This is a genomic window from Rheinheimera sp., assembly GCF_037442525.1.
GTDB lineage: Bacteria > Pseudomonadota > Gammaproteobacteria > Enterobacterales > Alteromonadaceae > Pararheinheimera.
In genome coordinates, this window is sequence record NZ_JBBIQD010000001.1 from 837588 (window position 1) to 851902 (window position 14315).

Sequence of the window (14315 nt, forward strand, 5' to 3'; positions counted from 1 at the left end):
TGCCTCCTGTACGTCAGTATAGTCGGCAATAAACGGCTTTTTTGTCAATTTAGTCGCAGCCCTGTTGTAGTTGGCCGGGCTTTGTTTCAGGCTGACCTTTTGCCGGAGTTTCAAATGAAAAAAAGAATGATTGTGCTCGGCCTGGTACTGCAGCTGAGTGCTCAGGCAGCAGACTATTTCCCACCTGCCGGCCACTGGGCAACGGCCAGCCCCGCCAGCCTGAATGTGAATGAGCAGCGCCTTGCCGATGCAGTCACCTACGCTATCGCCAGTGAAAACCGGGCCAGTAGAGATCAGGCCATAGTGCAGGCCACCACCTTTGGCGCCAAAGAACCTTACGACCAGATTATTGGCCCTATGTCGGTGCGTGCGCCCGCTAATGGCCTGATTATTTATCAAGGTAAACTCATTGCCCGTTGGGGTGAGGTCGACAGTGTGGATATGACTCACAGCATCACCAAAACGTTTTTGACCACGGTCACGGGGCTCGCCTGGCAGAAAGGTTTCATCCGCGATCTGCAGGATAAAGTCGGGGCTTATATGCCGCAGGGTGTCGATTTGTACCAAGGGGAGCATAACAGCCAGATTACCTGGGATCACCTGTTGCGTCAGACCAGCGACTGGCAAGGCAGCTTGTGGGGAAAACCAGACTGGGCCGACCGACCCGAAGGCAAAACGCCAGCCGACTGGCCGAACCGGCCGCTGCGCGCACCGGGTAGCTATTACAAATACAACGATGTGCGGGTGAATCTGCTGGCGCTGTCCACACTTTATGTCTGGCGTAAACCGCTGCCGACAGTACTGAATGAGCAGATTATGCAGCCCATTGGCGCCTCGTCTACCTGGCGTTGGTACGGCTATGACAACAGCTGGATTGAACTGGATGGCCAGCGCATCCAGTCGGTGTCCGGCGGTGGTCACTGGGGTGGCGGTCTCTTTATTAACGCCTGGGATTTAGCCCGTTTTGGTTATCTGTTTTTACGGGACGGCAACTGGCAAGGCACAGAGTTGATCAGCAAAGAATGGATTAAGCTGGCCCGCACCGGCGGCAAGGCCAACCCGGAATACGGCTTTGCCAACTGGTTTTTAAACCCTGGCCGTAAAGCCCTGCCAAACGCCCCTGAAACGGCCGTCACATTTCAGGGGGCCGGGCGCAATATTATCTACATAGATAAAGAAAATGATCTGCTGATGGTCGCGCGCTGGATTGGCAATGGCGATGAGCTGAACCAATTAGTGGGTAAAGTGCTGGCTGCTTTGCCTGAATAAGCCACATCCCCTGGCCCTGCAGCCTCCACTGCAGGGCGTATTTCTGTCAGCAATGGCCGTCTTTGCTGTTGTTGGCGTCCCCACTGATGCGGTATGCTAGCGGCAATTTTTTTCGCCGGTTCAAAGCACTGCAGAGCCGGTTTTGCATGGTTTGAAGTCGGAAGGTCTGAATGCACGAACAATACAGCCCGCAGCAAATTGAACAGCAGCTGCAAGCGAAGTGGGAACAAAACAACGCCTTTAAAGTGGTGGAAGACGCCACCAAAGAAAAATTCTATTGCCTGTCGATGTTCCCTTACCCAAGTGGCCGCCTGCATATGGGCCATGTGCGTAACTACACCATTGGGGATGTGATCAGTCGCTTCCAGCGCATGCAAGGTAAAAACGTGATGCAGCCTATGGGTTGGGATGCATTCGGTTTACCGGCAGAAAACGCCGCTATCAATAACAAAACCGCTCCGGCCAAATGGACTTATGCCAATATTGAGTACATGAAAAACCAGCTGAAACGCCTGGGTTTTGGTTATGACTGGGACCGTGAAATTGCCACCTGTCAGCCAGAGTATTACCGCTGGGAACAATGGTTTTTCACCAAACTGTTTGAAAAAGGCCTGGTGTACAAAAAACTGTCGACCGTGAACTGGGACCCGGTGGATCAATGCGTGCTGGCCAACGAACAGGTGATTGACGGCCGTGGCTGGCGTTCAGGTGCCTTGGTGGAGCAGCGTGAACTGGCGCAGTGGTTTATCAAAATCACCGATTACGCCGAAGAACTGCTGAACGATTTAGATCAACTGGATGGCTGGCCTGAGCAGGTCAAAACCATGCAGAAAAACTGGATTGGCCGCTCCGAAGGGGTGGAAATCACCTTCCAGGTTGCCGGTTCCGATCAGACTCTGACGGTCTACACCACCCGTCCGGATACCTTCTATGGCGTGACTTATGTCGCAGTGGCTGCTCAGCATCCGCTGGCGCAACAAGCCGCGCTGAACAACCCACAGCTGCAAGCCTTTATTGACGATTGCAAAGGCAACAAAGTGGCCGAAGCCGAAATGGCGACCATGGAGAAAAAAGGCGCGCCAACAGGCGTGTTTGTGATCCACCCGCTGACCGGTGAACAGGTGCCGGTTTGGGTCGCCAACTTTGTGTTGATGGACTATGGTTCAGGCGCTGTCATGGCGGTGCCTGGCCATGACCAACGCGACTATGAATTTGCCAGTAAATACGGTCTGGCGATTAAGCAAGTGATTGAGCCTGCTGCTGGCAGCGAAAGCGTCTGCGATTTAACCACCGCGGCTTTCACTGAAAAAGGCGTACTGGTGAACTCGGCAGAATTTAACGGCCTGGATTTCGCTGCCGCATTTAAGGCCATTGCCGACAAGCTGTCTGGCCTGGGCATTGGCCAAGTGAAAGTGAACTATCGTTTACGTGACTGGGGCGTCTCCCGTCAACGTTACTGGGGTTCCCCCATCCCGATGCTGACGCTGGAAGACGGTACCCAGGTGCCGGTGCCAGAAGACATGCTGCCGGTGCGCTTGCCGGAAGACGTAGTGATGGACGGCGTGAAATCGCCGATTAAAGCCGACCCGGAGTGGGCGAAAACGACCTATCAAGGCCAGGCCGCTTTCCATGAAACCGATACCTTCGACACCTTTATGGAATCGAGCTGGTACTACGCCCGTTACTGCAGCCCGGATCACGATAAAGCCATGCTGGATCCGGCCAAAGCCAACTACTGGCTGCCGGTTGACCAGTACATTGGTGGTATTGAACACGCCATTTTGCACCTGCTGTATTCACGTTTCTTCCACAAACTGCTGCGTGATGTAGGTTTAGTGCAGTCGGACGAGCCATTCAAACGCCTGCTGTGTCAGGGCATGGTGCTGGCGGAGACCTTCTTCCGCGAAACCGACAACGGCGGCAAAGAATGGTACTCACCGGCCGACGTGACTGTGGAGCGTGACGACAAAGGCCGCATTACAGGTGCAGTACTGCAAAGCGACGGCCAGCCGGTGCAAAGCGCGGGCATGAGCAAAATGTCCAAGTCGAAAAACAACGGCATCGACCCCCAGGTGGTGATTGACCAATACGGTGCCGACACCGTACGTCTGTTTATGATGTTTACTGCCCCGCCGGAACAAACCCTGGAATGGCAGGATTCCGCCGTCGAAGGTGCCAACCGCTTCCTGCGCCGGATCTGGACTTTAAGTGCAGAAAACAAAGCGCTGTTTGGTACCGATTGGGCCGCTGAGCTCAATAACGGGCAAAAAGCACTGCGCCGCGAAATTCACAAAACCATTGCCAAAGTGACAGACGACATTGGCCGTCGCTACACCTTTAACACCGCCATCGCCGCTATTATGGAGCTGACCAACAAGCTGCAAAAAGCGCCGGTGGACACCGACGCCGACAAGCAAGTGAAAGTGGAAGGCATCAAAGCCGTACTGCAACTGCTCAACCCAATCACCCCTCACCTGTCACAGTACCTGTGGTCAGAACTGGGTTTGGGTGATGCACTGGAGCAGCAACCTTGGCCAACTGTGGATACTGCCGCTCTGGTGGAAGACGAGAAGCTGGTGGTGGTACAGGTCAACGGCAAGCTGCGTGGCAAAATCACAGTGGCGGCAGACGCAACGCAGGACGACGTGCTGGCCCTGGCCAAGCAAGACGAAAATGTGGTGCGTTTCCTCGAAGGTGTGGAGATCCGTAAAGTGATCTATGTGCCCGGTAAACTGCTGAACCTGGCGGTGGGCTGATGCGCAGCCTGCCTCTGCTTGCCCTTGTGCTGCTGAGCCTGGTGCTCAGCAGCTGTGGTTTTCATTTACGTGGCAGCCTGCCGTTGGAAAAATTTCCGTCTTTGTATCTGGATGCCCCCAAGCATTCGGATTTGGCTGAGCGGTTAAGCCTGCAACTGCAAAGCAACCAGGTTAAACTGCTTGAACAGATGGACCCGAAAGCACCTGTACTGAAGCTGGAACAGGACAGCCTGGAACGCCGCACCCTGTCGTTGTTTCCGAACGGCCAGGTCGCCGAATACGAACTGATTTATAAAGTCCGCTACACCCTGTATTTACCAGAACAAAACGAGCAACAACGCGAATTTCAGCTGACCAGGGATTATCAGGATGACCCGAACAGTGCCCTTGCCAAAGCCAAAGAGCTGGATCTGATGCTGGATGAACTGCGCACTCAGGCGGCCAGCCGAATTATCCGCCAGTTGAACCGGACCCACTAAATGCTGAAACTGTATAGCAATCAGCTTGCTGCACAGTTAGATAAACAGCTGGCTCCTGTGTATCTGGTGTTTGGTGAAGAACCATTGCAGAAGCAGGAAAGCCTGGATTTAATCCGGAAAAAAGCCCGAACACAGGGCTTTGACGAGCGTCTGAGTTTTCAGTGGGATCCGCAATTTAACTGGTCCGATTTTCTGCTGGAATTGAACAATCTGTCGTTATTTGCCCCCCGCCGGTTATTTGAACTGGAACTGCCGGCCAAACTACCTGCTGGTGCCGCCGACCAGCTGAAACAGCTGACGCAGCAGCTGCATCCTGACCTTGTCCTGGTGCTGCATGCCAGTAAAAACGCCACCGAATTTGCCCGTAGCAGCTGGTTTAAACAACTGGCTGAACAAGGTGTACAGGTACAATTCTACCCGTTGGATGACCAGCAGTTTGCCCGCTGGTTACAGCAACGCGCAAGCAGCATGAAAGTGCAGCTGAGCCCCGATGCCATCACTTTGTTGCAACATCACTGCGCAGGGAATTTATTGGCCGCCGCGCAGGAGCTGGAAAAATTAGCCCTGACAGACCACCAGGGCCGCATTGATGCGGCGTTGCTTGAGCAGTTTCTGGCTGACCAGTCACATTATTCAGTGTTTCAGCTGGTGGATGCCTTGCTGCAGGGCCAGGGTAATGAGGCGCTGCACAGGCTGCACCGCCTGTTGTTGCAGGACACTGAGCCTGTGATTATTGCCTGGCAATTGCAAAAAGAAATCCAGACCCTGCTGCAGATGCATCTGGCACAACAACAAGGCCTGCCGCTGGCAGAGTTTTTTAAAAAGCATGGGATCTGGCCCAAACGGCAGCCGATGTACCACAGTGCAGTGGCACGGTTACCGCAGAAATGGCTGAGCTACTGCATTGCCGAACTGGCCGCGTTTGACCGCGCTTTTAAAACCGGCCTCCTGACAGACCAGGATTTAGCACTGGCCCATCTGGTCAGTTTGTTTGTTTGCCCTGTGCCCAAAGTCTTTTCACTGCAACAGATCTATGGCCATGACTAAAGCCCGTCTGGCGATTCTCGGTGGCACCTTCGACCCGGTGCATCAAGCCCATATTGCCTGTGCCCTCTATGTGCAGCAGTTGTTGCAGCCTGAACAGGTGCAGCTGATGCCTTGCCATCTGCCAGCGCATCGCAGCAGTCCCGGGGTCAGCCCACAGCACCGTGCGGCTATGGTCGAACTGGCGATTGCGCCTTATCCGGGCCTGACGCTGCAACCCCTGGAATTAAACCAGCACAAACCTTCGTACACAGCGGACAGCCTGGAACAGCTTCGTGTGTTGTATCCAGAGCACCAGTTGTTGTTTGTAATGGGCAGCGATTCGTTAACCTATTTTAAAAGCTGGAAAAAATGGCAGTCTATTCTTGAACTTAGCCATTTGGTTGTCTGTCAAAGACCTGGTTATTCCCGAACAGAAGGCGACTGCCCGGCATTATTGCAGCAGTTTGGTACAGAGAGTAAAGATAGGCTCAGCACCAAACCCAGTGGCGTCATTTTATGGCTGGACAATGCGCCTCTGGATTTATCAGCCACTCAGGTCCGCCACTGCCTGCGAACCGGGCAGCAGCAAGCGTTGCACCAGTGGCTGGATGCGAAGGTGCTGGCCTATATCCGCCACCACCGGCTCTATCAGGCCCTGTAATGGCGTGGAAAAAATGCTACCATAACGCGTTTTTTCAGCCTGGAGTAAAAAGTGCAAGCCCAAGAGTTACTAAGTTTTGTTCTGGACAAAATGGACGATATGAAAGCCAAGGACATCACCCCGGTTGATGTCAAAGGTAAATCCAATGTCACCGAAGCCATGGTGATTTGTTCAGGCACATCCAACCGCCATACCCGCTCTATTGCCGATTACCTGGTCAAAGAAGCCAAAAAGGCCGGCTTGTCGATTCTGGGTATTGAAGGCACAGGTTCAGGCGAATGGGTGTTGATTGATCTGGGCGACGTGATTGCCCATGTGATGCAGGAAGAAAGCCGCAGTTTTTACCAACTAGAGAAGTTGTGGAGCGCTTAACCGGATGAAGTTGTTACTGATCGCTGTAGGCAGCAAAATGCCGGATTGGGTGACAACAGCCTATCAGGAGTATGCCCGCCGTTTTCCCAGAGATTTACCACTGGAGCTGATTGAAATTCCGGCCGGTAAACGTGGCAAAAACGCCGATATCAAACGCATTCTGGAGCAGGAAGGCGAAAAAATGCTCGCCGCTGTGCCTAAAGGTGCACGAATTGTCACACTGGAAGTGGAAGGCGGCAGTTGGAGTAGCCCGCAACTGGCACAAAAGCTGACTCAGTGGCAAATGGACGGACGGGATGTCTGCTTGTTGGTCGGTGGGCCTGAAGGCCTGGCACCAGCCTGTATTGCAGCCAGTGAAGCCAAATGGTCCTTATCTGCGCTGACCATGCCTCATCCCATGGTACGGGTGGTACTGGCCGAAAGTCTGTACCGCGCCTGGAGTATCAGCACTAACCACCCTTATCACCGCGAATAAGTCATGCGCAAAGAACGTCAGGCCATTCAGGACCCCTCCGCCGACAGTCAGTTGTTTAAACAACGGGCCGCTGTGGGTTTTGTCATCGTCGTGTTGTGTTTTACGCTGATTGTTTTCAACCAGTATCATCTGCAAATTGAGATGCACGAGCACTATGTCACCCGTGCCGACGGCAACCGCATTAAGCTCATTCCACAACCGCCAAACCGGGGGCTGATTTACGACCGCAATGGCGTGCTGCTGGCAGAAAACCGCCCTATCCATTCGGTCGAACTGGTGCCCGAACAGGTTGAAGACATTAAAGCCACTGTGGCACAACTGGCCAAACTGATTGAGATCACACCTGAACAGCAGGAAGAATTTTTAAAAGAAGTCCGCCACCACCGCCGCTTCGCCAGCATAGCGGTGAAAGAACACCTGACTGACCAGGAAGTGGCGATTATCGCCGTCAATCAACACAGGTTTCCCGGTGTCACTTTGGAAGCCCGCTTAACCCGGCATTACCCTTATGGCGATTTATTTACCCATGCTATCGGCTACATTGGCAAAATTAACGCCAAAGAGCTGGATAAGCTGGAAGCCGACGGAGTATCCGCCAATTATGCAGCCAGCCGCGATATTGGCAAAATTGGCATGGAACGGTTTTACGAAAGCCAGCTGCATGGCCAGGTCGGCTTTGAGCAGGTGGAAGTGAACAACAGGGGCCGGGTGATCCGGGTCCTGAACTCCCAGCCGGCGACCTCGGGCGACGATTTGATTTTATCCATTGATTTAAGCCTGCAACAAAAAGCCAAGGAGCTGCTGGGCGAAAACCGTGGCGCCATAGTAGCGATGGACCCACGAGATGGGGCAGTACTGGCGTTTTATTCCAACCCAAGTTACGACCCGAATTTATTTGTGCATGGCATCAGCGGCAAAAACTACCGTGAACTGCTGAACTCGCCGGATCGGCCTCTGGTCAACCGGGTGACACAGGGGGTCTACCCACCGGCGTCCACCATTAAACCTCATATGGCAGTCTTGGGGCTGGAAAGCGGCACTGTCACAGAACAGACCCGCATTCCTGACCCAGGTTTTTACAAACTGCCCAATTACAGCCGGGCGTACCGCGACCATGTCAAATGGGGCCACGGCTGGGTTGATGTTTACACTGCTATTACCAAAAGCTGCGATACCTATTTTTATGATTTGGCCGTCAAACTCGGCATCGACAAAATTTCGTCTTATATGAAGCAGTTTGGTTTTGGCTCCCGCACTGGTATTGATGTGCTGGAAGAAAGCCAGGGTCTGATGCCCTCAAAGGAATGGAAACGGGCCCGCCATAAACAAAGCTGGTTTCCGGGTGACACAGTGTCACTGGGCATAGGTCAGAGTTACTGGACCATTACGCCGATGCAACTGGCTTTGGCGACGGCCGTCTTGCTGAATAATGGCGCTAAACCCACGCCCCATATGGGGCGGTTTTTCCGTAACCAGCAACAGGACACCAGCCTGATTGCGCCTCTGCAACAAAGTGTTGAGGTGAAAAATCCGAAGAACTGGGATATTGCCCGTGAAGCGATGCGCCAGACCGTGATGATCCAGGGCGGCACCGGTTATAACGCCTTTAAAGGCATCAGTTACAGTGCAGGCGGTAAGACGGGTACAGCCCAGGTCATCAATATGGCACAGAACCAGAAATACAATGCGGCCGCATTGAAAGAAATTCACCGCGATAACGCTATGTTTATTGGTTATGCCCCAGCCGAAAACCCCAGCATTTTATTAACAGTAGCGGTCGAAAACGTGGGTGGAGGTGGCACCAATGCAGCCCCCATAGCCCGCAAAATGATGGACCACTATTTTACCCGGCAAAGTGCGGCGGGGGCCCAACCATGACCACCTTAAAAGACCCCAAACACCAGGGCCTGCTGGCCAGGCTGCATCTGGACGGTCCGCTGTTCTTCGCTCTGCTGGCATTGTCAGCGACCGGGCTTTTTGTGTTGTACAGCGCCAGTGGCCATGACTTTGGCATGATCAGCCGTTATGTGCTGAGAGTACTGATGGCTTTTGGTGTGATGCTGCTGTTGGCTCAGGTGAAACCTCAAACCCTGGCCTTCTGGGCTTTGCCGTTGTTTCTGACAGGCACCCTAATGCTGATTCTGGTGCTGGCCGTTGGCCATATAGGCAAAGGAGCTCAGCGTTGGCTGGATTTAGGCTTTATGAAGTTTCAGCCTTCTGAGCTGATGAAACTGGCCGTGCCAATGGCCATTGCTTGGTTTGTGTCATCCAACCCCTTACCACTGCGCACCAAACACCTGGTGTTTGGTTTTATTATGTGTGCCATACCCACAGTGCTGATCCAGCAGCAACCCGACCTTGGCACCTCCATTCTTATTTTTGTCTCAGGCGCTTTTGTGCTGTTTTTAGGTGGCATGAGCTGGAAAATTATCAGCAGCATCGCCTTGGCTCTGCCTGTGGTCGGCTACACCATGTGGCTGTTTTTTATGCATGACTACCAGAAACGTCGGGTGCTGACCTTTTTAAACCCGGAGAGCGATCCTTTAGGCTCTGGTTATCACATTATTCAATCCAAAATCGCCATAGGTTCAGGTGGCTTTGAAGGCAAAGGCTGGATGCAGGGCACCCAGTCCCAGCTGGAGTTTTTGCCGGAACGGCACACCGATTTTATTTTTGCGGTGTTCAGTGAGGAACTCGGCCTGATTGGCGTGTTGTTTTTGCTGGCGATGTACCTGTTTATCATAGGCCGTGGTCTGCTGCTGGCCAGCCGGGCACAGGATAACTTTGCCCGCCTGCTGGGTGGGAGCATTATGCTGACCTTTTTTGTCTATGTGTTTGTCAACATAGGTATGGTGTCCGGCTTACTGCCCGTCGTCGGGGTTCCTTTACCTCTGGTCAGTTATGGTGGCACATCAATGGTTACACTGATGGCAGGTTTTGGTATTCTAATGTCCATTGCGACTCATAAACGTTTTTTAGCTCCGCAGTCCTGATATGAAACTAAAAATAATAACAGCGCTAAGTGTGTCTCTGCTGATTTCGGCCTGTAGCCAAACTCCAAAGCCGTCTTCAGATTCTTCCGCAAACCAAAGTTGGGAAGAACCCAATAAAGGCCGTTACTCGCAAGACAAAGACAGCCACCCGACCCGCCTGCCGACCTTGCTGGAAATGACAGATCCGGAACCTAAAGCTGAACTGCTCAGTCGGGGTGGCAACAAACCCTACAACATATATGGCGTAGACTACTCGCCGCTGCTGGGCATTACCGAATACGACGAGGTCGGTATCGCCTCCTGGTACGGCAATAAATTCCATGGACATAAAACCTCCAATGGCGAAGAGTACAATGTGTTTGCCATGAGCGCGGCCCATAAAACCCTGCCTTTACCCTCTTACGTGCGGGTGACCAATCTGGACACCAACCAATCCGCTATCGTGCGGGTGAATGACAGGGGCCCCTTCCACAACGACCGTATTATTGACCTGTCCTACTCTGCCGCCTACAAAATTGGCATGATGGGTAAAGGCACCGCCAGGGTGCGGGTGGAATTACTGGCTTCACCGGCCATGGCAGGCCAGGACACTTATGCTATGGGTCTTGGCAGCCCAAGCCGGAATAAATTTGAAGAAACCACCCTTGTGTCCAACCCGGCTACACCACGTCCGGGTTTAAGCCAGCCTCTGCCTGCTGCAGTGGCAGCCCCCACAGCGCCGGCTTATCAGGCCGCACCAGCAGTGGCGCGGGCGGGCAAAGTCAGTGGCTGTTATATCCAGTTGGTGGCCAGTGGCAATAAAGCCCGCTTGCAACAACTGGGTGAACAAATCAGCCAACGTCATGCGGTGGCCACAGAAATTAACGATGGCAATGGAATTTTCCGTTTGCTGGCCGGTCCAATGACGTCAGCGGCAGCTGCCGGTGCCTTGTTAGACCAGTTGAAATCAGCGGATTACCCTTCAGCTTATATCACTGACAGAAACAGTTGCAGTTAACCCGAATTTTTTAGTGACAATCAAAAGAAAAGGTCTCATGAATACGTATCGTAAAATTTTTCTTGCTGGTTCCATTGGTGTTGCAAGCTTTTTTGCAGCCGGACAAACAGCACCAGCCCAACCTACTGTGTTACCTCAGCCACCGGAAGTAAACGCCAAGGGCTATATTCTGATTGATTACCACACAGGGGCAGTGCTCGCAGAAGGCAATGCGGATGAACCTCTGGCCCCGGCCAGCCTGACCAAAATGATGACCAGTTACATCATTGGTATGGAAATAAAAAATGGCAATATCAAACCCAGCGACCCGGTCACTATCACCGAAAATGCCTGGGCGAAGCAGTATTCCGACTCATCAAAAATGTTTATTGAGGTCGGCGAAACCATCAGCGTCGAAGAGCTGAACCGCGGCATTATCATTCAGTCAGGCAACGATGCCTGTGTCGCCATGGCCGAACATATTGCCGGCACCGAAGGGGCTTTTGTCGAACTGATGAATGCCCACGCCACCCGTCTTGGTATGGACAACACCACCTTTGCCAACGCGCACGGTTTACCGGATCCGGTGCAGCGCACCACAGCACGTGATATGGCTAAATTGTCAGTAGCACTGATTCGTGACACGCCAGAGGAATACAAAATTTACTCCGAAAAAGAGTATGTATTTAACGGCATCAAACAATACAACCGTAACGGTCTGTTATGGGATAAAAGCCTGAATGTGGACGGGATCAAAACCGGTCACACCTCTGAAGCCGGTTACAGCCTGGTCACCTCAGCAACCAAAGATTCAATGCGGCTGATTTCAGTGGTAATGGGCACTGAAAGCGCTAAAATCCGTGAGGCGGAGAATAAAAAGCTGCTGACCTACGGCTTCCGTTTCTTTGAAACCTTTTCCCCTTTCAAAGCGGGTGAAAAATTTGCTGAACAGCGTGTCTGGCAAGGCACCAAAGATATGCTGACCCTGGGTGTGCTGGAAGAAACCCCCATCACACTGCCACGCAACCAACGCAAAGAATTAAAAGCTGACTTTAAGTTGAATCAGCAACTGGTCGCCCCCATTACCAAGGGTCAGCAACTGGGGACTGTTTACTTAAAACTGGGGGACAAAGACGTGGCCGAGTACCCTCTGGTTGCCCTGGAAGATATTGAACAGGCCGGTTTTTTCAGCCGCCTGATCGATATGGTAAAAATGCAGTTTGAATAAACTGCCGGAACTGAGCTTTTCCACAGAAGTCCCGGCCTGACCGGGACTTTTTTATTGACCTTAATGAGTACAACGCTATGACCACAGAAGTGAAAAACACCAGATTTGACGAATTTTTAGAGTTTCCCTGCGCGGTCAACTTTAAAGTACTGGGTGTGGCCGTGCCTGAACTGGTGGACCATATTGTAGCTGTACTGCAGGTGCACGCTAAAGCCAATGACTACAACCCGCAAGTCCGCCCCAGCAGCAAAGGCAATTATCACTCTGTCACTGTGTCCGTCACTGTGGTCAGTAAAGACCATATGGAACTGCTGTATACCGAGCTGGGCCGGCTTGAACTGGTCCGTTATGTGATCTGAAGCCCCTTTTTCTTCTGGTTGCAGGTATAATACGCGACCAAAAAGTGCAGTGGAGAGTGCAGTGACACTGACCCATCAACTGGTGATCCGGGATTTAGGCCTGTGTGACTACACGGAAGCCTGGCACGCCATGCAGCGTTTTACTGATGAGCGCGACGAACAAACCCCGGACGAGCTCTGGCTGGTCGAACATCCGCCAGTCTTTACTCAGGGCCAGGCTGGAAAAGCAGAACATGTACTGATGCCCGGCGATATTCCGGTGGTGCAGGTCGACCGTGGCGGTCAGGTGACCTACCATGGCCCAGGCCAGCTGGTCGCTTATGTACTGCTGGACATTAAACGACGCAAAATCGGTGTGCGTGAGCTTGTGACCCTGATTGAACAATGCATTGTTGACAGTCTGACCCCTTACGGCATCACTGCTTATCCCCGTGCAGACGCGCCGGGAGTCTATGTCGACGGACGCAAAGTCGCCTCTCTGGGGTTGCGGGTGCGCAAAGGCTGCACTTTTCACGGCCTTGCACTAAACGTCAACATGGATTTAAGCCCTTTTGACCGGATTAACCCTTGCGGTTACGCTGGCATGGAAATGATCCAGACACAAAGTATTCAGGGCCCTCAGACTGTGGCTGAGGCCAAACAACAGCTGGTGCAGCAATTTTTGCAACAACTGACCATAACCCATCCCGAACACAAAACAGGGTTAACAGATTAAGATGACGACCAAAACAGCCCGTATGGAACCCGGTGTAAAATTACGTGACGCCGACAAAATGGCGTTGATCCCGGTAAAAGTACTGCCAACCGAACCCAGCGAAATGCTTCGCAAGCCCGACTGGCTGAAGATCAAGTTGCCTCGCAGCACAGAACGTATTGAACAGATCAAAGGCGCCATGCGTAAACACGGCCTGCATTCGGTCTGTGAAGAAGCCTCCTGCCCTAACCTGCCGGAGTGTTTTAACCACGGTACCGCCACCTTTATGATCCTGGGAGCCATTTGTACCCGTCGTTGTCCATTCTGTGACGTTGCCCATGGCCGGCCTTTGCCGCCCAGCGCCGAAGAGCCGGAAAAACTGGCACTGACTATTAAAGACATGGCGCTGAAGTATGTAGTGATCACCTCAGTCGACCGTGACGATTTACGCGATGGTGGTGCCCAGCATTTTGCTGACTGCATCAGCGCCATTCGCCGTGAAAGCCCGGCCATTAAAATTGAAGTGCTGGTTCCGGACTTCCGTGGCCGCATGGATACGGCGCTGGATATTCTGACCCAAACACCACCTGATGTGTTTAATCACAATCTGGAAACTGCACCGCGGCTATACAAACTGGCGCGCCCAGGTGCCGATTACAAGTGGTCACTGGAACTGCTGCGTCGTTACAAAGAGGCTCATCCGGAAGTGTCCACCAAGTCCGGCCTGATGGTGGGGTTGGGTGAAACGACCGAAGAAATTATCGAAGTGATGCACGACCTGCGCGCACACAACGTCGATATGCTGACCGTCGGCCAGTACCTGCAACCCAGTAAGCACCATTTGCCGGTGAAAAGGTACATGAGCCCGGCCGAGTTTGAAGAAATCAAACGTATTGGTTATGAAATCGGCTTTAAACACGTCGCCTCGGGCCCCTTCGTGCGGTCTTCGTACCACGCAGACCGCCAGGCCGCAGGTGAAGAGGTTGTGAATTACAACACTAAATAACCAAAAACAATAAGGGTGGCC

The 14315-nt window shown here is 52.8% G+C and carries 14 protein-coding genes; all 14 read left to right on the forward strand.

Features of this window, described 5'->3' with window-relative positions; all coding sequences use genetic code 11:
• Nucleotides 1-114 precede the first annotated feature (114 nt).
• Nucleotides 115-1269: a serine hydrolase gene (locus WKJ03_RS03915; protein WP_337840848.1), complete on the forward strand. Its 1155-nt coding sequence runs from the start codon at nucleotides 115-117 to the stop codon at nucleotides 1267-1269.
• Between the two features lie 170 nt (nucleotides 1270-1439).
• Entirely contained in the window at nucleotides 1440-4025 is a 2586-nt protein-coding gene (gene leuS, locus WKJ03_RS03920; protein WP_337840849.1) for a leucine--tRNA ligase, read from the forward strand.
• The gene (gene lptE, locus WKJ03_RS03925; RefSeq protein WP_337840850.1) at nucleotides 4025-4504 is read left to right on the forward strand and encodes an LPS assembly lipoprotein LptE; all 480 of its coding nucleotides are present in this window, start codon (nucleotides 4025-4027) and stop codon (nucleotides 4502-4504) included. The genes leuS and lptE overlap by 1 nt, the downstream gene beginning before the upstream one ends.
• Entirely contained in the window at nucleotides 4505-5551 is a 1047-nt protein-coding gene (holA, locus tag WKJ03_RS03930; protein WP_337840851.1) for a DNA polymerase III subunit delta, read from the forward strand.
• The gene (nadD, locus tag WKJ03_RS03935; protein ID WP_337840852.1) at nucleotides 5544-6191 is read left to right on the forward strand and encodes a nicotinate-nucleotide adenylyltransferase; all 648 of its coding nucleotides are present in this window, start codon (nucleotides 5544-5546) and stop codon (nucleotides 6189-6191) included. Before holA ends, nadD begins: the two co-directional genes overlap by 8 nt.
• 51 nt (nucleotides 6192-6242) lie before the next feature.
• The gene (rsfS, locus tag WKJ03_RS03940; RefSeq protein ID WP_337840853.1) at nucleotides 6243-6563 is read left to right on the forward strand and encodes a ribosome silencing factor; all 321 of its coding nucleotides are present in this window, start codon (nucleotides 6243-6245) and stop codon (nucleotides 6561-6563) included.
• A 4-nt stretch (nucleotides 6564-6567) separates the two neighbouring features.
• Nucleotides 6568-7038 (forward strand): 23S rRNA (pseudouridine(1915)-N(3))-methyltransferase RlmH, encoded by a 471-nt coding sequence (gene rlmH / locus WKJ03_RS03945; RefSeq protein WP_337840854.1) that lies wholly within the window; start codon nucleotides 6568-6570, stop codon nucleotides 7036-7038.
• A 3-nt stretch (nucleotides 7039-7041) separates the two neighbouring features.
• Complete coding sequence (gene mrdA / locus WKJ03_RS03950; protein ID WP_337840855.1) at nucleotides 7042-8916, forward strand: penicillin-binding protein 2; 1875 nt, start codon at nucleotides 7042-7044, stop codon at nucleotides 8914-8916.
• A complete protein-coding gene (gene rodA / locus WKJ03_RS03955; RefSeq protein ID WP_337840856.1) occupies nucleotides 8913-10031 on the forward strand; it encodes a rod shape-determining protein RodA in 1119 nt (372 codons plus the stop codon). Before mrdA ends, rodA begins: the two co-directional genes overlap by 4 nt.
• A 1-nt stretch (nucleotide 10032) precedes the next feature.
• Nucleotides 10033-11028: a septal ring lytic transglycosylase RlpA family protein gene (locus WKJ03_RS03960; protein WP_337840857.1), complete on the forward strand. Its 996-nt coding sequence runs from the start codon at nucleotides 10033-10035 to the stop codon at nucleotides 11026-11028.
• A 37-nt stretch (nucleotides 11029-11065) separates the two neighbouring features.
• Nucleotides 11066-12235, forward strand: coding sequence for a D-alanyl-D-alanine carboxypeptidase family protein (locus tag WKJ03_RS03965; RefSeq protein WP_337840858.1), 1170 nt, complete (start codon nucleotides 11066-11068; stop codon nucleotides 12233-12235).
• A 77-nt stretch (nucleotides 12236-12312) separates the two neighbouring features.
• A complete protein-coding gene (ybeD, locus tag WKJ03_RS03970; protein ID WP_337840859.1) occupies nucleotides 12313-12594 on the forward strand; it encodes a DUF493 family protein YbeD in 282 nt (93 codons plus the stop codon).
• A gap of 61 nt (nucleotides 12595-12655) precedes the next feature.
• Nucleotides 12656-13309 (forward strand): lipoyl(octanoyl) transferase LipB, encoded by a 654-nt coding sequence (gene lipB, locus WKJ03_RS03975; protein WP_337840860.1) that lies wholly within the window; start codon nucleotides 12656-12658, stop codon nucleotides 13307-13309.
• A gap of 22 nt (nucleotides 13310-13331) precedes the next feature.
• A complete protein-coding gene (lipA, locus tag WKJ03_RS03980) occupies nucleotides 13332-14294 on the forward strand; it encodes a lipoyl synthase (RefSeq protein WP_337840899.1) in 963 nt (320 codons plus the stop codon).
• Nucleotides 14295-14315: the final 21 nt, after the last annotated feature.

Coding starts and splice junctions, on each gene's coding strand:
- WKJ03_RS03915 (WP_337840848.1), top strand. CDS start 115: ATGAAAAAAAGAATGATTGTGCTCGGCCTGGTACTGCAGCTGAGTGCT.
- leuS (WP_337840849.1), top strand. CDS start 1,440: ATGCACGAACAATACAGCCCGCAGCAAATTGAACAGCAGCTGCAAGCG.
- lptE (WP_337840850.1), top strand. CDS start 4,025: ATGCGCAGCCTGCCTCTGCTTGCCCTTGTGCTGCTGAGCCTGGTGCTC.
- holA (WP_337840851.1), top strand. CDS start 4,505: ATGCTGAAACTGTATAGCAATCAGCTTGCTGCACAGTTAGATAAACAG.
- nadD (WP_337840852.1), top strand. CDS start 5,544: ATGACTAAAGCCCGTCTGGCGATTCTCGGTGGCACCTTCGACCCGGTG.
- rlmH (WP_337840854.1), top strand. CDS start 6,568: ATGAAGTTGTTACTGATCGCTGTAGGCAGCAAAATGCCGGATTGGGTG.
- mrdA (WP_337840855.1), top strand. CDS start 7,042: ATGCGCAAAGAACGTCAGGCCATTCAGGACCCCTCCGCCGACAGTCAG.
- rodA (WP_337840856.1), top strand. CDS start 8,913: ATGACCACCTTAAAAGACCCCAAACACCAGGGCCTGCTGGCCAGGCTG.
- WKJ03_RS03960 (WP_337840857.1), top strand. CDS start 10,033: ATGAAACTAAAAATAATAACAGCGCTAAGTGTGTCTCTGCTGATTTCG.
- WKJ03_RS03965 (WP_337840858.1), top strand. CDS start 11,066: ATGAATACGTATCGTAAAATTTTTCTTGCTGGTTCCATTGGTGTTGCA.
- ybeD (WP_337840859.1), top strand. CDS start 12,313: ATGACCACAGAAGTGAAAAACACCAGATTTGACGAATTTTTAGAGTTT.
- lipA (WP_337840899.1), top strand. CDS start 13,332: ATGGAACCCGGTGTAAAATTACGTGACGCCGACAAAATGGCGTTGATC.